Below are 20633 nucleotides of genomic sequence, written 5' to 3' on the forward strand. Positions count from 1 at the left end.
GCGGCACATGCGGACTCAGGTACCGGCAAACCCCCATCACTGTCAGCGCTACCGGTAGACTGGGAGCAATCCCGCCCCACTCGTGGGGACCGTCCGGGAAAAGCTGAGCAACGCTGATCAAGGCTTACCGACGCAACATGCCGCAGCCGCTCCGGCAACCCGCCGACGAGCCTGCCTTGTGCTGTGCCAGAAAGGGCGCTTCGTGGCCGATTCCGGCAACCCCAACGAGAACATCCCGTCCACCGACGCCGGCGTGAACGACGACGCGGCCATCGCCTCGAACGGCGAGGCCGCAGCCTCGTACGACGCCAGCGCCATCACCGTCCTCGAGGGTCTGGACGCGGTCCGCAAGCGACCCGGCATGTACATCGGCTCGACCGGTGAGCGTGGACTCCACCACCTTGTGTACGAGGTCGTCGACAACTCCGTCGACGAGGCGCTGGCCGGTTACGCGGACACGATCGACGTCACGATCCTCGCCGACGGCGGTGTGCGTGTCGTCGACAACGGCCGTGGCATCCCGGTGGGCATCGTCCCCTCCGAGAACAAGCCGGCCGTCGAGGTCGTGCTGACCGTCCTGCACGCGGGCGGCAAGTTCGGCGGCGGCGGTTACGCGGTCTCCGGCGGTCTGCACGGCGTGGGCGTGTCCGTGGTGAACGCCCTGTCGAGCAAGGTGTCCGTCGAGGTGCAGACCGACGGTCACCGCTGGACGCAGGACTACAAGATGGGCGTCCCGACGGCTCCGCTGGCGCGGCACGAGGAGACGTCAGAGACCGGTACCACGGTCAGCTTCTGGGCCGACCCGGACATCTTCGAGACCACGGATTACTCCTTCGAGACGCTGTCACGGCGTTTCCAGGAGATGGCGTTCCTCAACAAGGGCCTGACGATCAGGCTCACCGACGAGCGCGAGTCGGCGAAGGCCACCTCCGGGGCGGACGAGGCGGGCGCGGACGAGGCCCCCGAGGTCAAGACCGTCACGTACCACTACGAGGGCGGCATCGTCGACTTCGTGAAGTACCTCAACTCCCGCAAGGGAGACGTGGTGCACCCCTCGGTGATCTCCATCGAGGCCGAGGACAAGGACAAGCTCCTGTCCGCCGAGGTCGCGATGCAGTGGAACAACGGGTACAGCGAGGGCGTCTACTCCTTCGCGAACACCATCCACACCCACGAGGGCGGTACGCACGAGGAGGGCTTCCGGGCCGCGCTCACCAGCCTGATCAACCGGTACGCGCGCGACAAGAAGCTGCTGCGCGAGAAGGACGACAACCTCACGGGTGACGACATCCGCGAGGGTCTGACCGCGATCATCTCGGTCAAGCTGGGCGAGCCCCAGTTCGAGGGCCAGACCAAGACCAAGCTGGGCAACACGGAGGCGAAGACCTTCGTGCAGAAGGTCGTGCACGAGCACCTCAACGACTGGCTGGACCGCAACCCGAACGAGGCCGCGGACATCATCCGCAAGTCCATCCAGGCGGCCACCGCGCGCGTGGCGGCCCGCAAGGCCCGCGACCTCACCCGCCGCAAGGGTCTCCTGGAGACCGCGTCGCTGCCGGGCAAGCTCTCCGACTGCCAGTCGAACGACCCCACCAAGTGCGAGATCTTCATCGTCGAGGGTGACTCCGCCGGCGGCTCGGCCAAGTCCGGCCGCAACCCGCAGTACCAGGCGATCCTCCCGATCCGGGGCAAGATCCTCAACGTCGAGAAGGCGCGGATCGACAAGATCCTGCAGAACCAGGAGATCCAGGCGCTGATCTCCGCCTTCGGCACCGGTGTGCACGAGGACTTCGACATCTCCAAGCTCCGCTATCACAAGATCATCCTGATGGCGGACGCCGATGTCGACGGCCAGCACATCAACACCCTGCTGCTGACGTTCCTCTTCCGCTTCATGCGGCCGCTGGTCGAGGCCGGCCATGTGTTCCTCTCCCGCCCGCCGCTCTACAAGATCAAGTGGGGCCGGGACGATTTCGAGTACGCGTACTCGGACCGCGAGCGCGACGCACTGATCGAACTGGGCCGCAGCAACGGCAAGCGGATCAGGGACGACTCGGTGCAGCGCTTCAAGGGCCTCGGCGAGATGAACGCCGAGGAGCTGCGCGTGACCACCATGGACATCGACCACCGTGTTCTCGGCCAGGTCACCCTCGACGACGCGGCCCAGGCCGACGACCTGTTCTCGGTCCTCATGGGCGAGGACGTCGAGGCACGCCGCGCGTTCATCCAGCGCAACGCCAAGGACGTCCGCTTCCTCGACATCTGAGTCGGTCTCAGCTGACCGCACCAGGAAGGATCTTGACCAGCAATGGCCGACGAGAACACTCCGAGCACCCCTGAGGCAGAGGGCGGCGAGACCACTCTGCGCGTCGAGCCCGTCGGGCTCGAGACGGAGATGCAGCGCTCCTACCTCGACTACGCGATGTCCGTCATCGTCTCGCGTGCGCTGCCCGATGTACGGGACGGTCTGAAGCCCGTGCACCGCCGTGTCCTGTACGCGATGTACGACGGCGGCTACCGGCCCGAGAAGGGCTTCTACAAGTGCGCCCGCGTCGTCGGCGACGTCATGGGCAACTACCACCCGCACGGCGACTCCTCGATCTACGACGCGCTGGTCCGTCTGGCGCAGCCGTGGTCGATGCGGATGCCGCTGGTGGACTCCAACGGAAACTTCGGCTCCCCGGGCAACGACCCCGCCGCCGCCATGCGCTACACCGAGTGCAAGATGGCGCCGTTGTCCATGGAGATGGTCCGGGACATCGACGAGGACACCGTCGACTTCACGGACAACTACGACGGCCGGTCCCAGGAGCCGACGGTCCTGCCGTCCCGCTTCCCCAACCTGCTGATCAACGGCTCCGCCGGTATCGCGGTCGGCATGGCGACCAACATCCCGCCGCACAACCTCCGCGAGGTCGCCGCCGGAGCCCAGTGGTACCTGGAGCACCCGGACGCCTCGCACGAGGAGCTGCTGGACGCCCTGATCGAGCGCATCAAGGGCCCCGACTTCCCGACCGGCGCCCTGGTGGTGGGCCGCAAGGGCATCGAGGAGGCGTACCGCACCGGCCGCGGCTCGATCACCATGCGCGCGGTCGTCGAGGTCGAGGAGATCCAGAACCGCCAGTGCCTGGTGGTCACGGAGCTGCCGTACCAGGTCAACCCGGACAACCTCGCGCAGAAGATCGCCGACCTGGTGAAGGACGGCAAGATCGGCGGTATCGCGGACGTCCGTGACGAGACGTCCTCCCGTACCGGTCAGCGGCTGGTCATCGTGCTCAAGCGGGACGCGGTCGCCAAGGTCGTCCTGAACAACCTCTACAAGCACACCGACCTGCAGACGAACTTCGGCGCCAACATGCTGGCGCTCGTCGACGGCGTGCCGCGCACCCTGTCCCTGGACGCGTTCATCCGCCACTGGGTGACGCACCAGGTCGAGGTCGTCGTCCGCCGTACGCGCTTCCGGCTGCGCAAGGCCGAGGAGCGGGCGCACATCCTGCGCGGTCTGCTGAAGGCCCTGGACGCCATCGACGAGGTCATCGCGCTGATCCGGCGCAGCGACACCGTCGACACCGCCCGTGAGGGCCTGATGCGCCTGCTGGAGATCGACGAGATCCAGGCGAACGCCATCCTCGAGATGCAGCTGCGGCGACTGGCCGCCCTGGAGCGGCAGAAGATCGTCCAGGAGCACGACGAGCTCCAGGCGAAGATCACCGAGTACAACGCGATCCTCGCCTCGCCGGTCCGCCAGCGCGGCATCATCAGCGAGGAACTGACCGCGATCGTGGAGAAGTACGGCGAGGACCGCCGTACCCAGCTGGTGCCGTTCGAGGGCGACATGTCCATCGAGGACCTGATCGCCGAGGAGGACATCGTCGTCACGGTCAGCCGCGGCGGCTACATCAAGCGCACCAAGACCGACGACTACCGTGCCCAGAAGCGCGGTGGCAAGGGCGTGCGCGGCACGAAGCTGAAGGAAGACGACATCGTTAACCACTTCTTCGTGTCGACGACGCACCACTGGCTGCTGTTCTTCACCAACAAGGGCCGGGTCTACCGGGCGAAGGCGTACGAGCTGCCGGACGCCGGCCGGGACGCGCGTGGTCAGCATGTGGCCAATCTGCTGGCCTTCCAGCCGGACGAGGCGATCGCCGAGATCCTCGCGGTCCGCGACTACGAGGCCGCGCCGTACCTGGTGCTCGCGACCAAGGGCGGTCTGGTCAAGAAGACGCCGCTGAAGGATTACGATTCGCCGCGCTCCGGCGGTGTCATCGCGATCAACCTCCGCGCGATGGAGGACGGTTCGGACGACGAGCTGATCGGGGCCGAGCTGGTCTCCTCCGACGACGATCTGCTTCTGATCAGCAAGAAGGCCCAGTCGATCCGCTTCACCGCGACCGATGAGTCGCTGCGACCCATGGGCCGTGCCACCTCGGGCGTCAAGGGCATGAGTTTCCGCGGGAGCGACGAACTGCTCTCGATGAATGTGGTCCGACCCGGTACGTTCGTGTTCACTGCCACGGACGGCGGATACGCGAAGCGGACCGCCGTCGACGAGTACCGCGTCCAGGGCCGTGGCGGCCTCGGTATCAAGGCTGCCAAGATCGTCGAGGACCGGGGTTCGCTCGTCGGCGCGCTGGTGGTCGAGGAGACGGATGAGATCCTCGCCATCACGCTGTCGGGTGGCGTGATCCGTACCCGGGTCAATGAGGTCAGGGAGACGGGCCGTGACACCATGGGCGTCCAACTGATCAACCTGGGCAAGCGAGATGCCGTGGTCGGCATCGCTCGTAACGCCGAGGCGGGGCGCGAGGCGGAGGAAGTCGACGGCGACGAGGCCGTGGACGAGACCGCCGAGGATGCCGCAACCAGCGGTACGGACGAGGGTGAGGCGCCCTCGGCCGAGTAGCACGAGGAGTGAGTCAGCGTGAGCGGAGCCACGGGCGCCGGATCGACCGATACGCAAACGGACGGCGGCGGCCGTGGCTCCGCCACGGACTCGGCCCACTCCCATGAGTCTCATGGATCCCAGGGGGGAACTGTGACGGACACCCGAGGCCCGGGGGCCCGGCATCAGACGACGGGAGCGGGACCGACCGCTCCCCAGACCGGTACGCCCGTGCCGGGTGCGCAGCAGGCCACGGTCCCGGAGCCCACCTCCCCCCTGCCGGGGGAGCGCGGGCCCCAGCAGCCGGCGGGGCCCTACCACCCGCCGCAGGCGTACCAGACGCAGCCGGCGGGCTCCGTACGCAAGCCCCGCACCGGCGCGAGCACCACCCCGCGCACCCGCAAGGCGCGGCTGCGGGTGTCGAAGGCCGACCCCTGGTCGGTGATGAAGGTCAGCTTCCTGCTCTCCGTCGCGCTTGGTATTTGTACCGTCGTCGCGTCGGCGGTGCTGTGGATGGTCATGGACGCGATGGGTGTGTTCTCGACGGTCGGCAGCACACTGGCCGAGGCCACCGGCTCCAACGAGTCGAACGGCTTCGACCTCCAGTCGTTCCTGTCGCTGCCGCGCGTACTGACCTTCGCGGCGGTGATCGCGGTCATCGACGTCATCCTGGCGACCGCGCTGGCGACCCTCGGCGCGTTCATCTACAACATCTCCGCGGGCTTCGTGGGCGGCGTCGAACTGACGCTGGCGGAGGACGAGTAGGCCTCGTCCCGGGAGCGCCCGAGAGACCCCTCGGGCGCCCTCACCGAGGCACGGCGGCGCGCCCCACCGGCGCGCGGCCGACGAAAGAGCGCATCCCCGACAGGGATGCGCTCTTCTGCGTCCGGGCGACCGCAACGGTCCGACAGAGCGGGGAGGCCACGGCCCCGGTATCGATTTTGGGACTTCCCACGTCGTGCGCTAATCTTCAGGAGTCAGCGCGCGGGACATACACCGCAGAGCGCGGCGGGGCTATAGCTCAGTTGGTTAGAGCGCATCCCTGATAAGGATGAGGCCACAGGTTCAAATCCTGTTAGCCCCACCAGCGAGAAGGCCCCCGGACCATTTGGTCCGGGGGCCTTTGACATCTACAGCTGACATCAGCCGATCAGTGGATCTTCCAGAAGCTCGGCGAGCAGACCAACCGCTTCCCGCTCACGGGCGCAGAACCCGGGCATCGGGACACCGCCTGTGAGGACCAGGCCGACGCCCTTCTCCCGCTGTACCCGCCTTCTATGCTTCGGGCCGGGGGTGTCATGACCGATCGAGACTGGTACGACGACAGCGACTACGAGAGCGCAGTCGAGCGAGCCAAGCGGATGACTCGGGTGGGCTGGGCAGCGATTGTGGGCGCGACGGTGCTGATGGTCGTTGCCGCGATTACTGCCGTCGTTGTCCTCTTCGCTGCCTTCCTCGGGATGGTTTACATCCTGACGCTTAGCGACCGCTAGCACGTCACCGAGCTTGTCAGGAGTGCCCTGTTGATGTGACACCAATGCCTGACACCGACAGGTACGGACGGCAGCGATCAATCTCGGAGCCCAGCGAACGTTGAGGCGAGGTGAGAGCCTGTTCAGCCACGATCTTCCCTACGAGAGAGAGCGTCTCCCCAGGTGGGAGGCGCTTTTTTCGTGCCACTCGGGCGTGGGGACGGAAGCGGTTCGCATAGATCGCATGGTCTCGGGTAGCCGCGCGGCCATGGTTCGACCACGGACGAATGACGCACGCAAACCCGGAACCACCAGACGGTCGCTGCTGGGCGGTGTCGCCGCGTTCGGTGTGCTGGGTGCCGCCGGTTGCAGTCGGGTGGCCACGGCCTCGACGACGCGGGGCGGTGATCTGCTCGGCCGGCTCAAGGCGCAGGGCGTCGTCCGCCTCGGCATCGCCGGCGAGATCCCCTTCGGCTATATCGACCGGAACGGCGACCTCACCGGTGAGGCCCCGGAGCTGGCGAAGGTCATCTTCAGGCGGCTCGGTGTCGACCGTGTCCAGCCCGTGCCGACCGAGTTCGGCTCGCTCATTCCCGGACTGAACTCACAGCAGTTCGACGTCGTCTCCGCCGGGATGTACATCAACCCGGAGCGCTGTCGGCAGGTCGTCTTCTCCGACCCCGACTACCAGATGCTCGACTCCTTCATCGTGCGCAAGGGGAATCCGAAGGGGCTGCACACCTATCGGGACGTCGTGGAGAAGAAGGCGAAGTTCGCCACCGGGACCGGATACGCCGAGATCGAGTACGCCGTGGCGGCCGGTTACCGGCAGAGCGACATCCTGATCGTCCCCGACCAGGTGGCCGGGCTGAACGCCGTCGAGGCCGGGCGCGCCGATGTGTTCGCCGGGACCGCGCTCACCACCCGCGAGGTGGTCAAGAAGTCCCGCACGGCGGAGGCCACCGAGCCTTTCGCTCCCCTGGTGAAGGGCAGACCGCACGTCGACGGCGGCGGCTTCGCGTTCCGGCCCACCGAGACGGGACTGCGGGACGCCTTCAACGCCGAGCTGAAGAAGATGAAGGAGAGCGGCGAGCTCCTCCGCATTCTGCGTCCGTTCGGCTTCACCCGGGCCGAGATGACCGACATGACGGCGAAGGAGCTGTGCCGCGGATGACCCCGGGACTCTGGGAACTCGTACTGAAGGGTGTCTGGACCACCGTCCAGCTCCTGGTGTTCAGCGGGCTGCTCGCGGCGGCCGTCTCCTTCGCCGTCGGTATCGCGCGCACTCACCGGCGCTGGGCCGTCCGCTTTCTCGCGGGCTGCTACACGGAGGTGTTCCGTGGCACCTCGGCCCTGATCATGATCTTCTGGGTGTTCTTCGTGCTGCCCCTCGCCTTCGGCTGGCAGCTGGTGCCGATGTGGGCGGGCACCCTCGCTTTGGGGCTGACGTACGGGGCGTACGGCGCCGAGATCGTGCGCGGGGCTCTGAACGCCGTCGACCCGGCGCAGCGCGAGGGCGGGACGGCGCTGGGCTTCACCCCGTGGCAGCAGATGCGGAAGATCCTTCTGCCGCAGGCGGTGCCGGAGATGATCCCGCCGTTCTCCAATCTGCTGGTCGAACTGCTCAAGGGCACCGCGCTGGTCTCCGTGATGGGCATGGGCGACCTGGCGTTCAGCGGCAATCTGGTGCGGCTCGCGCTCCAGGAGAGCGCGCAGATCTACACCTACATCCTGCTCGTCTACTTCGTGATCGCCTTTCTGCTGACCCGGCTGATGCGGGGGCTCGAACACCGGCTCAAGGCCGCGGCCGGGAAGGTGCCAGGGCCTGCGCTGCCGGTACGGCGGTCCGGTGCGAGCACGGTCGGGGGTGGCGCCTCGTGACGTGGGACTGGGGCGCCGTACGCGATTTCCTGCCGCACTTCTGGGACGGACTGCTCGTCACCCTCCAGGCGCTGGTCCTCGGCTCGCTGATCTCCTTCGCCCTCGGGCTGGTGTGGGCGCTGCTGCTGCATACGCCGGCCCGCCCCCATGCCCCGTCGGGCGCGCGCCGGTGGTACGCCCTGGTGCGCTGGCCGGTGGCGCTGGTGACCGAGTTCATTCGTGACACCCCGCTGCTGGTGCAGCTCTTCTTCCTCTTCTATGTGCTTCCCGAGTGGGGGCTGACCCTGTCCGCGCTGACCACCGGTGTCATCGCGATCGGGCTGCACTACTCGACGTACACGATGCAGGTCTACCGCGCCGGCATCGAGGCCGTGCCCGCCGGCCAGTGGGAGGCGGCCGCCGCGCTGAGCCTGCCGCCCCGGCGCGCCTGGACCGCGGTGATCCTGCCGCAGGCGATCCGCCGGGTCGTACCGGCGCTCGGCAACTATGTGATCGCGATGCTCAAGGACACGCCGATGCTGATGACGATCACCGTCCTCGACATGCTCGGTGAGGCGCGGCTCTTCTCCCAGCAGCACTTCCAGTTCACCGAGCCGCTCACCGTCATCGGTGTGGCCTTCGTGCTCATCTCCTGTCCCGCCTCCCTCCTCCTGCGAGCCCTGGAGCGACGCCTTGTCCGCTGACACCCCCCTGATGAAGGAACCCGACGCCCGCACCGGCCCGCCGGCGGCCGACGGCGAGCTGATCCGCTTCGACCAGGTCACCAAGCGCTTCGGCGACCACACGGTCCTCGACCGGCTCGACTTCTCGGTGGACGCGGGCAGACATGTCACGCTGATCGGCCCCTCGGGCTCCGGCAAGACGACGATCCTGCGGCTGCTGATGACCCTGGCCACGCCCGACGAGGGCACCATCACCGTGGGCGGGCAGCGGCTCTTCCCGGCCGGCGAGAAACAGGTCCGGGAGATCCGCAAGAACATCGGGATGGTCTTCCAGCAGTTCAACCTGTTTCCGAACATGAGGGTGCTGCGGAACATCACCGAGGCGCCGGTCACCGTCCTCGGCCTCTCGAAGGACGAGGCGGAGCAGCGGGCGCGCGAGCTGCTTGACCTGGTCGGGCTCGGCGAGCACCTCGACAAGTACCCGAGCCAGCTCTCCGGCGGGCAGCAGCAGCGCGTCGCGATCGCCCGGGCGCTGGCGATGCGCCCGCAGGTGCTGCTGCTCGACGAGGTGACGTCCGCGCTCGACCCGGAGCTGGTCGCCGGAGTCCTCGATGTCCTGCGTGACATCGCCCACACCACGGACATCACGATGCTCTGTGTCACCCATGAGATGGGCTTCGCCCGGGACATCTCGGACCAGATCCTGATGTTCGATTCCGGGCGGGTCATCGAGTCGGGCGCCCCGGAGAAGATCTTCAGCGAGCCGGAGCACCCCCGCACCCGGGAGTTCCTCGGCGCGGTGCTCTGACCACGAGGAGCGGGGGCGCGGGGCCGGCCCCGAGAGCCGGCTCGTGCCCCTCCCGCGGCTGTCGTCCCGGCGATCACGACCCGGGCCGGATCAGGGTGCGGAGTGGGCCCCGAGCGCACTCACGCCGTTCGCTGATGCCCGTAACAAGGCTCGTGTATAAGGGAGTTGAGTTGCCTGTTGTCGGCTGCGGCAGGCCGCCGGCCGGGCGAGGCGAGGGGAGCGAGTCGGCATGAGCGAGCGTTCGGCGGGCGGAACGGCGGCCTTCAACTCTTCGATGGCCCATCCCGCGCGGGTGTACAACACCTGGCTGGGCGGCAAGGACAACTACCCCGCCGACCGGGAGGCGGCCGAACTGGCCGCCGCGGCCAACCCGCAGATCGTGCCGGCGGTCCGGGCCAACCGGGCGTTCCTGGGGCGGGCGGTGCGGCAGCTGGTCGGGAAGGCGGGGATCCGGCAGTTCCTCGACATCGGCACCGGGATCCCGGCGGCGGACAACACCCACGAGGTGGCCCAGCGGGCCGATCCCGGCGCCCGGGTCGTCTACGTCGACAACGACCCGATCGTGCTGGCTCACGCCCGTGCCCTGCTGGTCAGCAACGCGGAAGGGGCGACGGACTATCTCCAGGCGGATCTGCGTGATGTGGACGACATCCTGACGGCGGCTCGCCGGACGCTGGATCTGTCGCAGCCCGTGGGACTGATGCTCGTGGCGGTCCTCCAGTACATTCCGGACGTCGACGATCCCCGTGACATCGTGCGACGGCTGCTCGACGCGCTCGCCCCCGGCAGCCATGTCGTCCTCTCCCATCCGGCCGCGGACATCGGGGCCGAGAAGGTCGCCGAGTCGATGCGTGTGTACAACGACCGGGCCGCCGAGCACGCGGGAGCCACGCCCCGCACACATGCCGAGGTCACCCGGTTCTTCGACGGCGCGGAGCTCCTGGACCCGGGCGTCGTCCAGCTGCCCGAATGGCATCCCGAGCCCGCGGACGGCCCGGCCCCCGGCGCGCTGCCGATGTGGTGCGGGGTGGGCCGCAAGCCGTGAGGGAAGCGGACCGGTGCGCGGCGCGGGTCGTGTGATCCCGGGCGCACAGGTCCTTGGCGCACAGGCCCTTCTGTCGCCTCACCGGCGAGGAGTGCCCGGTCCGGACGGGCCGGGGGTTTCACGTTCATGTTCATGAGGATTCACGAGGACATCGACGGCCCGGCACCTGGGAGCGGTGCCGGGCCGTTGTGCCGCAGGGCGTACGCAAGTCGCCTGGGTGGTTCCGCGTGCCCCTTGTGGGGGCGGTGGTGCAGGAGGAGAGGGCCCGCGATCAGTTCCGCTGCCGGGTGGTCTGTTCGAGAGGCGGGGCCGCGGCGTCGGAGCCGGGGCGGAGGGAGGAGCGGGCGAGGGGGACCGCGGGAGGTGTGACCGCGGCGGCCTGTCGGTGGCGGCAGGACGGGGAGGAGCCGTGGGCCTCGGCCCGGATCCGTTGTTTCATCGTGGGGGGCAGGGACCGGTCTCGGGGCCAGCTTCCCTGGGGCTGCTCCGGCAGCGTCTCCTCGACGCTGCCGTTGCGCTCCGGCTGGGGCTGGGGTACCGCCGCGGCGGCGGTCGGGGTGATCAGTCCGAGCGTCGTGCACAGGGCCAGGAAGGCGGTGACGACGGCGGTCCAGAGCTTCATGAGCTTGTTCCGGGCCATGTCCCCTCACTTTCGGGTCGGGCGATTTGCGTACTTTGCTCATGATGTGTAAGGAGGCCTCGAAGTGGTGGACCGACGCCCGTGGCGCATGGATCGTCGGATGAACACCACTCGGATGGACGTAAGAGACCGGGAAAATCAGGAAAGCGACGACCCTGCGGCGAACGTCACGTTCTGTGAGGTGTGATGACCTGACGGTCGAAGCGGCGTCGGGGGGTCGTATTGTGGTCCACAGGGCCCGAGTTGAGGGCCGACTCAGGTCACCGATCGGTATCTATCGGTGTGTATAGTCGGGCGCCAGAGGTCCTCTACGTCAAGGAAAGACGAGGTCGCGCGGTGAAGAAGCTTCTCCTGGTCGCACTGGCCGCCATCGGCGGGCTCCTCGTGTACCGCCAGATCCAGGCGGATCGCGCCGAGCAGGATCTGTGGACGGAGGCTACTGACTCCGTGCCCACGGGTTCGTGAGGTCCGACAGACAGCGAATTTCAGAGCAGGCCCCGACCGCTGAGCGGTCGGGGCTTTGTGTTGCTCGGGGGACACGAGCGGGCCGCATGTCTCCTGAGCATGAGTATTGGCCGAGAAAACGCTTGCGACGACGCCTTCGAGGACTTTGAGGAAGCCGTTTCGGCCGCCTTGCGGGCATTGCGCGGATGCCCCTGCCGGGGGCGGGGCAGGATGGGCGGCGGTCCGGGGCTCGGCACGGCGAGGGGGCGTGTGATGGGTGGCGCACGGTGACGGGGTGCGTGATGCGGTGGCGCACGGTGACGGGGCACGGGGCGCGCCGAGGGGGCGGGAGGGCGCGCGCGGCGGTGACCCTGGTCACGGTGGCGGCGCTCTCGGGGACCCTCACGCTCCCGGCGCGCGCCGCCCCGCCGGCCGCGGACGGTCCGGCGGTCCCCTACGCCTTCGCCCGCGACGTCAGGACCGTCGAGGGCGCGGAGGACACCACGGACGCGGTACGCCTGGATCCCGGACGCACCTACCGGAGCACCCTCCCCGCGGCGGGCAAGCGCTACTACCGCCTGGAACTCGACGCGACGAGCAGCGCCTATGTCTCCGCGACGGCCGTCCCGGGGGCGGGGGCCCAGGTCACCTCGTCCGACGGTCTCAAGGTGTCCGTCCAGGACGCCGACGGCACCACCTGCTCCACCGGGACCACGCACATCGGCCCCACCCAGAGCCCGCACCCGATCGCCGCCTGGGCCTCGCGCGAGACCGGCCCCGGCCACTATGTGTGCAAGGGCGCGGGCGTGTACTACGTGGTCGTCGAACGGCGGGTCCCGGCCGGGGAGACGTCCGCAGACGACTGGGACCTGGAGCTCGCCCCGGTGTCCGAACCCGCGCTGCGGGAGGCCGATACGACGGCGCCACCCGCAGCCTGGGAATCCGCGACCCCCGAGCCGGTGCTCGGCGACGCCGCGCCACGCGAGGGCGGGGCGGGCTTCGCCGACGCCGCCGCCCTCGGGCAGGGGGTCTGGCGGGATGCCGTCAAGCCCGGGCAGACGCTCTTCTACAAGGTGCCCGTCGACTGGGGCCGCCGGCTCTCCGCCACCGTCGAGATGGGTAGTTCCCCCGGTGGCGACGGCTATGTCGGCACCGCCCTGGCCGTGTCGCTCTACAACCCGGCGCGCGCCCGTGTCGACGATGCGGGCGCCGGCTACAGCGGTGCCCAGACCTCGGCGTCCCTCCGTCCGCTGCCGCCCGTCGACTACGCCAACCGTCACGCCGTCGGTGACCGGACGAGCGCGATGCGGTTCGCGGGCTGGTACTACCTCGCGGTGCACCTCGGGACACCGGTCGGGGAGCGGTTCGGGGAAGGCCCCTTCGGGCTGACGCTGCGGGTGCGGGTGAGCGGGACGCCGGTGTCCGGTCCGGCGTACGCGGGACGCTCCGCTCCACGCGATGTGTTCGAGGTCACGGCGGAGGACCGGGAGGCGGCGGCTCCGGACGGGGCCGGCAACGGCGACGGTTCCGCCGGGCCGGGGGCCGGTTCCGCGGACGAGGCGGCGGGCAGCGGCGGGGAGGGCGGCGAAGCAGGTGCCGTCGGCCCGGAGCGGGGCGGCAGCCGCACGTTGACCCTGGTCGCCGCGGGCGGGATCGGCACCGGCAGTGCGCTGGTTCTGTGGCTGGGGCTGTGGACGGTGGTCGCCCGGCGCCGCGCCCGGGGCCGGTGGGCCGGTACCGGCTGACCGCTGCCTCAGACGCGTGCCAGGGCCCAGAAACCCACCGCGAAACAGAGGAGCGCGAGCAGCAGGACCGGTAGGGCGATCTTCGCCGGTGGTCCCGGGCGCCGGGCCCCCGGCCTTCTGCCGTGGCGTGCCGGGCCACCCGGCCGGGTGGGCGCCTGCGAGGACGGGGCGGCGGTGTGCGCAGGGGCGGGCCCGCGCACCGCGAGGGACGGGGCGGTGCGCGGGCCGGCGGAGGGTGTGTGCCCGGGCTGCCACGTGGGTTCATGGGGTGCGGCGTGGGCGGGCACGGGGCCTGTCGCCACGGCCGCGGCGGGTGGTGCGGGGGGCTGCCCGGGCGGGCGCGGCACCGTCTCGCGCGGCAGCGGGGGCGGCAGATGGAAGCTTCCGGTGTCCGACAGGGCGGGGGGCCTCGGGGGCGGCGTCGGATCCACCGAGGGTCTGGGCGGCAGGGCAGGGGGCGTGGACCCGGGCCCTACGGCGGGGAACGGCGGCCCCGGCACCACCGCGGAGGCACCGGCGCCCGGGGAGACGGGTGCGGTGACCGGCCGCGGCGGTATCGCACCGGGCCCCAGCGGCCGCGCTTCGCCGCCCGCCCCGGGGACCACGGCGGGCGGCGGCTTCGGAGCACCCCCCGCCGCTCCGGACGGTGTCTCCCCCGGGCCGACGCCCGTGGTGTCGGTTCCGTGCGGTCCGACGGATGCGGGGCCCGTCACCCCCGACGGCGTGATCAGTGGTCCTTCGGGGCCGAAACCCTGGGGAAGCGGACCGATCTGGTCGAAGATCTCCACCTCGAAGATCTCCGTCCGCTCGTCGTCGGAGCCCGGCTCGGGCAGCAGTTCCCGGGCCGCGGCCAGGGCCTTGCGTGCCCCCGTGGCGGTGCGGAACCGCGCGGCCGGATCCGGCTGCAGCAGGGTCGCCACGACCTCCCACAGGGGCCCGGGGACGCCCCGGGGCGCACCCGGTGTGCCATGGGCCGTGAAGTGCTGGACCAGCGCTCTGCTGTCCGGCCTGGCGCCCTGAAGCAGATACAGCGCGACCAGGCCGACGGCGAACAGATCGGCCGTGAAGTCCGGGTCCGCGCCCATCAGTTGTTCGGGCGCCAGATAGCCGGGCGTGCCCACCACATAGTCGGTCTCGGTGAGCCTCGGCTCTCCCAGGCGCATGGCGACGCCGAAGTCCGACAGCCGCAGCCGGGGGCGGGCGGTGCCGGTGGCCTCCAGCAGCACATTGGCGGGCTTGACGTCCCGGTGCACCACACCCTCGGCGTGCACGGCGGCGAGTCCGGACAGCAGCTGGTCCAGCAGGGTGCAGACGAAGGCCGGGGGCAACGGGCCGTAGTCCCCGACGAGATGCACCAGTGAGCCCCCGGCGACCAGGTCCATGGTGAACAGGACCTTGTCGTCGTCCGCGGCCCAGCTGGCGGGCGCCAGCACATGAGGATGGTCGATGCGCAGCGCCTGCTCGCGTACGAACCGCAGCAGGGCATGGGCGTCGCTCTGCTGCAGGACCTTGGCGGCCACATAGCGGCGCCGGCGGTGGTCCCAGGCGCGCCAGACGGCCCCGGCTCCCCCGCGCCCGATGGGGTCGACCAGTTCGTACCGCCCGGCGAAAACCTCACCCATGGTCGTACGTCCTCCCCCTTCCGGACGTGATCAGGACTCCCGCGCACCTCCGGCACGAGAGTCCCCGGTGGCGAGGCGCGGGCTCAGTTCTGGTGGGACTGGTAGTGGGCGACCGCGTCGGAGGTGCGGCCGGCGCCGTACACCCGGAGGAACTCTGCCAGTTCCGGGTGGGTCGGGGCGAGGGTGTTCGCCGCGTCGATGATGTCTCCGGCCGCCGCCACCGAGCGCAGCAGCGACTGGATCTCACGGACCACCCGCTTGACCGTGGGCGCGCCCGAACCGTTCGTCGTCTGTGTGGTGTTGCTGAGCACGGAGCCCCCCTGCGACTTTCTGATCTCGTCCATCCGCTCGGTCGCCTCGGCGGCGCTCACGCTGCCGTCCGCGACCTGCCCGGCCAGGTCCTGGAGCAACTGCACCCGCTGGACCACCGCGGGATTGCCGATCTTGGCGCGCTGACCGCTCATCAGCTGGGACAGCATCGGTGCGGACAGCCCCAGTACACCGGCGAGACGAGCCTGGTTGAGCCCGAGATCGTCGATGAGCTTACGGAAGAGCGCCCCCAACGGCTCCCCGTACCAGTTCCGCTGCAGCTCCCGCGCTCTTGCGGTGGCTTCCTGCTGTGCGGCGTCCATTGCGTCTCCCCATCGCTTCCCCAAGTACCGCGGTTCGCTCTAGCGAACCACGACGAGCATCTTACGGAGAGTGGTCGCCCACGGGGACCCCCCATCCTTTTCGAGATACGGGGGGTGACCCGGTACGCTGGTCCGCAGTGCCCGCCGGTCCGTGGTTCGACCGGTCGGACGCGACTCCTCCGGGGCCTTAGCTCAGTTGGTAGAGCGCTGTCTTTGCATGGCAGATGTCAGGGGTTCGACTCCCCTAGGCTCCACCTCTCGGATCCACCATCGACCGGCCAGACGCCTTCCGCGGCGACTGGCCGGTCCTTTGTGTGCGGTGACCCATGTCACATATGAAGGTTTGCTGTCGTTGCATTTCTTTGCGCAAACGACTGTGCGAGTCAAGGGTTCCGGACCGCCCTCGGTCCGGGTGATTCGACCGGAGGGTGGCATGGGGCGATATGGGCAGCCTTGTGTGAGGTGGGGTGCTCATGGATCCGTGAACGGGAGGGTGCGTTCCGTGAGGGAAGTCTCCATGGAACGTACACGCAGGGTGCGTTGCAAACGTCATCGTGGGGAGGGATGCATGCTCTCCGGCTGGTCCGCCCGTTTCCCCTGTTCCCCGTTTCCTCTGTTCCACGTGAAACATCGCCGTGGGGCGGGAGACCCTCAAGTCTCCCGCCCCACGGCATGGTTGTGGTTCGACGGCGTCCCCGCCGGGCTCAGCGGTAGTCGCCGCCGCCCGGGGAGTCCCTCCTGGCCTGCCGTGTCTGTGTCTCGGGGTCCAGCACGCTCGGCTCGGTGCCGTCCACCGAGGCCAGGCGTTCGCCTCCCGAGACCGCGGTCGCGGCGGGCGGCTCGACCAGCCAGTCGGGGTTGGCCTGCTTGTCCCACCACTTCCAGGCGACGACGGCGCCACCGGTCAGGGCGCCCAGCACCGCCATGCCTCTGGCGAGACGGCCGGCCTTGGCGCGTCGCTGCTGCCGGCGGACCAGCTTCTGGATCTGCTCCGGCGTGACCTGGCCACGCAACGCGGCCAGTGCCGCCGTACCCCGCGATGTCGCCTGGTCCCGGGCGGGCCCGGCCGCGGCGAGCGCCTGCTCGATCCTGGGGCGGGAGGCGGCGGCCGCCTTGCGGGTGTAGGCGGCGGCTCCCTGGGCGGCCATGTCCATCTTGGGCGGCACATGGGAACGGGCCTGTACCAGCCGCGGGGCGAGATAGATGTCGTACTGGACGCGGGCCTGCCCTGCGGCCTGCGACATCTTGGGTGCGAGACGAACGCGCGCCTCGCGTGTGTAGTGCGCTGCCATGTCCTTGGCCGTGTCGGCGTAGGGCGCCACCACTTCCGCGGCGTGCAGCACGCTGTCCTTCGCCGAACCGGTCGCGGCGCGCACGCTGTCGATGCGGGTCACGGGTTCCTCCTCCTCGGTGGCGTACGGTAATTCGACTTTCCAGCCTTTTACGGATCATGCCCCTCGAAGAGCTCCCGGGCATGCGAGGACGGGCATCCGGGTCATACAGCCCATAGTGCACGATGGGGACCCCTCTCCGGAGGGGCATCGATCTGGGCGATCATGGCCGGTTCCGGGGCACTGGAGGACGCGGGCCCCGTAACCCGACACGCCCGGATTCGCCCCCGCACCCCGGCTTCACCTCGGAAACAATCCGTGGATGTTCGCCGAGAGGTGGGTGGCCGGGCGTCCCGGGGTGCATGCCGTGCGAGGATCGGGGGGTCACAGAAGACAACGGAAGGCAGATCGTGGCTGAGCAGCTTTACGCCACCCTGAAGACCAACCACGGCGACATCGAGATCCGGCTGCTGCCGAACCATGCGCCGAAGACGGTCCGTAACTTCGTCGAACTCGCCACCGGCGAGCGCGAGTGGACCCACCCCGCCACCGGCGAGAAGTCCACCAAGAAGCTCTACGACGGCACGGTCTTCCACCGGGTCATCAGCGGCTTCATGATCCAGGGCGGCGACCCGCTGGGCAACGGCACCGGCGGCCCCGGGTACCAGTTCGAGGACGAGTTCCACCCGGACCTCGCCTTCACCAAGCCGTACCTGCTGGCGATGGCCAACGCCGGTCCGGGCACCAACGGCTCGCAGTTCTTCATCACGGTGGCGCCGACGGCCTGGCTGACCGGCAAGCACACCATCTTCGGCGAGGTCACGGGCGAGGCCGGCCAGAAGGTCGTGGACTCCATCGCCACCGCCCAGACCAACCCGCGTACCGACCGCCCCGTCAACGACGTCGTGATCGAGTCGGTGGTCATCCAGAGCCGCGAGGGCTGAACCCCGCCGGGTACACCGCACGAGGGAACAAAAGCGCCCCGCCCGTCCGTAGAAGGAAGGGCGGGGCACCCCGTCGTACGGAGAGTGAGGGGACCCCATGGATCAGGCGCCAGGCAGCCCGCCGAATCAGGGCCCGCACGGAGCACGCGAGCTGCCGGTCTGCTATCGGCATCCGGACCGCGAGACGGGTATCCGCTGTACCCGCTGCGAGCGCCCCATCTGCCCGGAGTGCATGGTCGACGCCTCGGTCGGCTTCCAGTGCCCGGACTGCGTCCGCAACGGCTCCGGCACGGGCCACGCCCCTGGTGCGTCCCAGCCCCGTACGCTCGCGGGCGGCACCGTGGCCGCCGATCCCCGGCTGGTCACCAAGGTGCTGATCGGCGTCAATCTGGCTGTCTTCCTGGTGCAGCTGTCGCTCGGTAACCGCTTCACGGAACGGTTCTTCCTGGTCGGTCAGGCCTACGTCTACGACCACGGACCGCTCGAGGGCGTCGCGCAGGGGCAGTGGTACCGGCTGCTGACGTCGATGTTCCTGCACAGCACCAGCAGCTTTGTCCACATCCTGTTCAACATGCTCAGCCTGTGGTGGATCGGCGGCCCGTTGGAGGCTGCCCTCGGCCGCGCCCGCTATCTCGCGCTCTATTTCGCCTCCGGGCTGGCTGGCAGCGCCCTCACCTATCTGATCGCCGCCCCCAACCAGGCCTCGCTGGGGGCCTCCGGAGCGATCTTCGGGCTCTTCGGCGCCACCGCCGTGCTGATGCGTCGGCTCCGCTATGACATGCGGCCGGTCATCGTGCTGCTGGTGATCAACCTGATCTTCACCTTCGGGTGGCACAACATCGCCTGGCAGGCCCATATCGGCGGACTGATCGGCGGTGTTCTGGTCGGCTATGCCATGGTCCACGCCCCCCGCGAGCGGCGGGCCCTGGTCCAGTACGGGGTGTGCGGGCTGGTGCTGGCAGCCGTGATCCTGGTGACCGTGCTCAGGACCGTCCAGCTCAGCTGAAGGACGGACCCGCTCAGGCGATAGCCCGAGCTTGTACCCAGCGTTGTCCACAGATCGTGGTGGATCATGCGTCCCCCGTGGGGAACATGCGTGCCCCCTGTCACCGACCGGCGTTTTCGCAGGTAGGGCAGGGGGCGAACAGTTTTTCGAGAGCCGATGATTCCGTCATACCGGCGTCAACGCTCCACGGGTTATCCACAGATCGTCGTTCTTTTTCCACTGGACCCGGATCCTGTGGACAAGACTGTGGATAACTCGGTGCACAGCCGTGGGCAGAGCCGGACGCGGGCGCGCGGGCGGCGCTACCGCCACTGCGTGGAGACGCCGAATCCCGCCGCGATGAACCCGAAGCCCACCACGATGTTCCAGTTGCCCAGCATGTCGAGCGGCAGTGAACCGTCGGTCACATAGAAGACCACGATCCAGGCGAGCCCGATGAGGAACATGGCCAGCATGACCGGTGCCACCCAGCCGCGGCTGCCCAGCTTGATGCTGGCAGTCTGCTTGGACGGCGGCGGCGTGTAGTCGGCCTTCTTGCGGATACGTGACTTCGGCACGAGGGTCTCTCCTGTCGATGCGCTGCGTGGCCGCGCAGGGAACTGGGGCGGGGTCCGGGGCAGCGTACAAGGGGACACTGAGCACTCCCCCGGGCGTCCGTTAGCGTAGTGCTTCCGCGGCGCCGAAGGAGATAAGGGTACGTTGAGCAATTCAGCCGACTCCCCCCAGGCGGGTTCCGGTTCCCTGGAAACAGGGCCCATACCTGCCCCCGGGCGCGGGTTCCCGCCCGTGCGCGTCCTCACCGTGGGTGTCTTCGCCCTGGCGGGGCTCCTCTTCTTCACCAGCTTCAACACGGCCAGGGGCACCAATATCCGCACGGACTCCTCGCTGCTGAAGCTCTCCGACCTCATCCAGGAGCGCAGCCACAAGAACGCCCGGCTCGACGAGACCAACGCCGCACTGCGCGGTGACATCGAGGGCCTGGCCAAGCGCACCGGAGGCGGCACCGGCAAGGCCGAGCAGGCGCGGCTCGCGGCGCTGGAGCAGAACGCCGGCACCCAGAAGCTCACCGGCAAGGCCGTCACCGTCACCCTCAATGACGCCCCGCCCGACGCCACCGCCAAACTGCCCGGCTACCCCGAGCCCCAGCCCGACTACCTGGTCATCCACCAGCAGGACCTGCAGGCCGTGGTGAACGCCCTGTGGCTGGGCGGCGCCCAGGGCATCAAGGTCATGGACCAGCGGCTGATCTCCACCAGTGCCGTGCGCTGTGTCGGCAACACCCTGATCCTCCAGGGCCGCGTCTACTCGCCCCCCTACAAGATCACCGCGATCGGCGACCCGGACAAGCTCCAGAAGGCGCTCGCCGCCTCGCCCGCGATCCAGAACTACATGGTGTACGTCAATGTCTACGGCCTCGGCTGGAAGGTCACCGAGGACGGCACGGTGACGCTTCCCGGCTACACCGGCGCGGTGGATCTGCACTACGCGAAGCCGGTGGAGTAGAAGCCGGCCTGGT

At 69.2% G+C, this 20633-nt stretch carries 19 protein-coding genes and 2 tRNA genes; 16 read left to right on the forward strand and 5 right to left on the reverse strand.

What is annotated here, in order from left to right:
- The first annotated feature begins 178 nt into the window (after positions 1-178).
- The 10 genes from gyrB (at position 179) to CP978_RS17515 (ending at position 10753) form a co-directional block, all read left to right on the forward strand.
- Positions 179-2266: a DNA topoisomerase (ATP-hydrolyzing) subunit B gene (gene gyrB, locus CP978_RS17470; protein ID WP_043442044.1), complete on the forward strand. Its 2088-nt coding sequence runs from the start codon at positions 179-181 to the stop codon at positions 2264-2266.
- Between the two features lie 42 nt (positions 2267-2308).
- Positions 2309-4906: a DNA gyrase subunit A gene (gyrA, locus tag CP978_RS17475; RefSeq protein ID WP_043442048.1), complete on the forward strand. Its 2598-nt coding sequence runs from the start codon at positions 2309-2311 to the stop codon at positions 4904-4906.
- A gap of 18 nt (positions 4907-4924) precedes the next feature.
- The gene (locus CP978_RS17480) at positions 4925-5650 is read left to right on the forward strand and encodes a DUF3566 domain-containing protein (protein WP_079162187.1); all 726 of its coding nucleotides are present in this window, start codon (positions 4925-4927) and stop codon (positions 5648-5650) included.
- Positions 5651-5895: 245 nt separating this feature from the next.
- Positions 5896-5972 (forward strand) — tRNA-Ile (locus CP978_RS17485).
- Positions 5973-6183: 211 nt separating this feature from the next.
- The gene (locus CP978_RS17490; protein ID WP_043448820.1) at positions 6184-6378 is read left to right on the forward strand and encodes a hypothetical protein; all 195 of its coding nucleotides are present in this window, start codon (positions 6184-6186) and stop codon (positions 6376-6378) included.
- 247 nt (positions 6379-6625) lie between these two features.
- Positions 6626-7531: an ectoine/hydroxyectoine ABC transporter substrate-binding protein EhuB gene (ehuB, locus tag CP978_RS17495; RefSeq protein WP_052454579.1), complete on the forward strand. Its 906-nt coding sequence runs from the start codon at positions 6626-6628 to the stop codon at positions 7529-7531.
- Entirely contained in the window at positions 7528-8238 is a 711-nt protein-coding gene (gene ehuC, locus CP978_RS17500) for an ectoine/hydroxyectoine ABC transporter permease subunit EhuC (protein WP_043442054.1), read from the forward strand. Before ehuB ends, ehuC begins: the two co-directional genes overlap by 4 nt.
- Entirely contained in the window at positions 8235-8921 is a 687-nt protein-coding gene (ehuD, locus tag CP978_RS17505) for an ectoine/hydroxyectoine ABC transporter permease subunit EhuD (protein WP_043442057.1), read from the forward strand. Before ehuC ends, ehuD begins: the two co-directional genes overlap by 4 nt.
- A gap of 10 nt (positions 8922-8931) precedes the next feature.
- Positions 8932-9708, forward strand: a complete 777-nt coding sequence (gene ehuA / locus CP978_RS17510; protein WP_043442060.1) for an ectoine/hydroxyectoine ABC transporter ATP-binding protein EhuA — start codon at positions 8932-8934, stop codon at positions 9706-9708.
- Positions 9709-9937: 229 nt separating this feature from the next.
- Complete coding sequence (locus tag CP978_RS17515) at positions 9938-10753, forward strand: SAM-dependent methyltransferase (protein ID WP_043442063.1); 816 nt, start codon at positions 9938-9940, stop codon at positions 10751-10753.
- Between the two features lie 271 nt (positions 10754-11024).
- Here CP978_RS17515 and CP978_RS35255 read toward each other — a convergent pair whose 3' ends face one another.
- Positions 11025-11393, reverse strand: coding sequence for a DUF6344 domain-containing protein (locus CP978_RS35255; protein WP_043442065.1), 369 nt, complete (start codon positions 11391-11393; stop codon positions 11025-11027).
- 336 nt (positions 11394-11729) lie between these two features.
- Between CP978_RS35255 and CP978_RS35260 the strand changes: the two genes are divergently transcribed.
- Positions 11730-11858, forward strand: a complete 129-nt coding sequence (locus CP978_RS35260) for a DLW-39 family protein (RefSeq protein WP_003999697.1) — start codon at positions 11730-11732, stop codon at positions 11856-11858.
- Between the two features lie 344 nt (positions 11859-12202).
- Positions 12203-13582, forward strand: a complete 1380-nt coding sequence (locus tag CP978_RS17530; RefSeq protein WP_043442067.1) for a hypothetical protein — start codon at positions 12203-12205, stop codon at positions 13580-13582.
- A gap of 8 nt (positions 13583-13590) precedes the next feature.
- Here CP978_RS17530 and CP978_RS17535 read toward each other — a convergent pair whose 3' ends face one another.
- Positions 13591-15204 carry a serine/threonine-protein kinase gene (locus tag CP978_RS17535; RefSeq protein WP_150478242.1) on the reverse strand — a complete coding sequence of 538 codons (1614 nt, stop codon included), beginning with the start codon at positions 15202-15204 and terminating at the stop codon, positions 13591-13593.
- Positions 15205-15287: 83 nt separating this feature from the next.
- Complete coding sequence (locus CP978_RS17540) at positions 15288-15836, reverse strand: helix-turn-helix domain-containing protein (protein ID WP_043442069.1); 549 nt, start codon at positions 15834-15836, stop codon at positions 15288-15290.
- A 181-nt stretch (positions 15837-16017) separates the two neighbouring features.
- Between CP978_RS17540 and CP978_RS17545 the strand changes: the two genes are divergently transcribed.
- Positions 16018-16090, forward strand: a tRNA-Ala gene (locus CP978_RS17545).
- A 450-nt stretch (positions 16091-16540) separates the two neighbouring features.
- Here the strand turns inward: CP978_RS17545 and CP978_RS17550 are convergent.
- On the reverse strand, positions 16541-17230 hold the full coding sequence (locus CP978_RS17550) for a DUF5324 family protein (RefSeq protein WP_043442071.1): 690 nt from the start codon (positions 17228-17230) through the stop codon (positions 16541-16543).
- Between the two features lie 347 nt (positions 17231-17577).
- On the opposite strand from CP978_RS17550, the gene CP978_RS17555 reads away from it, so the two are divergent.
- Positions 17578-18111, forward strand: a complete 534-nt coding sequence (locus CP978_RS17555) for a peptidylprolyl isomerase (RefSeq protein WP_043442073.1) — start codon at positions 17578-17580, stop codon at positions 18109-18111.
- Positions 18112-18208: 97 nt separating this feature from the next.
- Entirely contained in the window at positions 18209-19117 is a 909-nt protein-coding gene (locus tag CP978_RS17560; protein ID WP_043442075.1) for a rhomboid family intramembrane serine protease, read from the forward strand.
- A 302-nt stretch (positions 19118-19419) separates the two neighbouring features.
- Here CP978_RS17560 and crgA read toward each other — a convergent pair whose 3' ends face one another.
- The gene (gene crgA, locus CP978_RS17565; RefSeq protein ID WP_043442077.1) at positions 19420-19674 is read right to left on the reverse strand and encodes a cell division protein CrgA; all 255 of its coding nucleotides are present in this window, start codon (positions 19672-19674) and stop codon (positions 19420-19422) included.
- Positions 19675-19816: 142 nt separating this feature from the next.
- Between crgA and CP978_RS17570 the strand changes: the two genes are divergently transcribed.
- Positions 19817-20620, forward strand: coding sequence for a DUF881 domain-containing protein (locus CP978_RS17570; RefSeq protein WP_079162188.1), 804 nt, complete (start codon positions 19817-19819; stop codon positions 20618-20620).
- Positions 20621-20633: the final 13 nt, after the last annotated feature.

The sequence above is a fragment of the Streptomyces nodosus genome, assembly GCF_008704995.1.
Classification (GTDB): domain Bacteria; phylum Actinomycetota; class Actinomycetes; order Streptomycetales; family Streptomycetaceae; genus Streptomyces; species Streptomyces nodosus.

Excerpts from the sequence above, each read along its gene's own strand:
- gyrA (WP_043442048.1), top strand. The coding sequence starts at position 2,309 with ATGGCCGACGAGAACACTCCGAGCACCCCTGAGGCAGAGGGCGGCGAG.
- CP978_RS17490 (WP_043448820.1), top strand. The coding sequence starts at position 6,184 with ATGACCGATCGAGACTGGTACGACGACAGCGACTACGAGAGCGCAGTC.
- ehuB (WP_052454579.1), top strand. The coding sequence starts at position 6,626 with ATGGTTCGACCACGGACGAATGACGCACGCAAACCCGGAACCACCAGA.
- ehuC (WP_043442054.1), top strand. The coding sequence starts at position 7,528 with ATGACCCCGGGACTCTGGGAACTCGTACTGAAGGGTGTCTGGACCACC.
- ehuA (WP_043442060.1), top strand. The coding sequence starts at position 8,932 with ATGAAGGAACCCGACGCCCGCACCGGCCCGCCGGCGGCCGACGGCGAG.
- CP978_RS17515 (WP_043442063.1), top strand. The coding sequence starts at position 9,938 with ATGAGCGAGCGTTCGGCGGGCGGAACGGCGGCCTTCAACTCTTCGATG.
- CP978_RS35255 (WP_043442065.1), bottom strand. The coding sequence starts at position 11,393 with ATGGCCCGGAACAAGCTCATGAAGCTCTGGACCGCCGTCGTCACCGCC.
- CP978_RS17535 (WP_150478242.1), bottom strand. The coding sequence starts at position 15,204 with ATGGGTGAGGTTTTCGCCGGGCGGTACGAACTGGTCGACCCCATCGGG.
- CP978_RS17540 (WP_043442069.1), bottom strand. The coding sequence starts at position 15,836 with ATGGACGCCGCACAGCAGGAAGCCACCGCAAGAGCGCGGGAGCTGCAG.
- CP978_RS17560 (WP_043442075.1), top strand. The coding sequence starts at position 18,209 with ATGGATCAGGCGCCAGGCAGCCCGCCGAATCAGGGCCCGCACGGAGCA.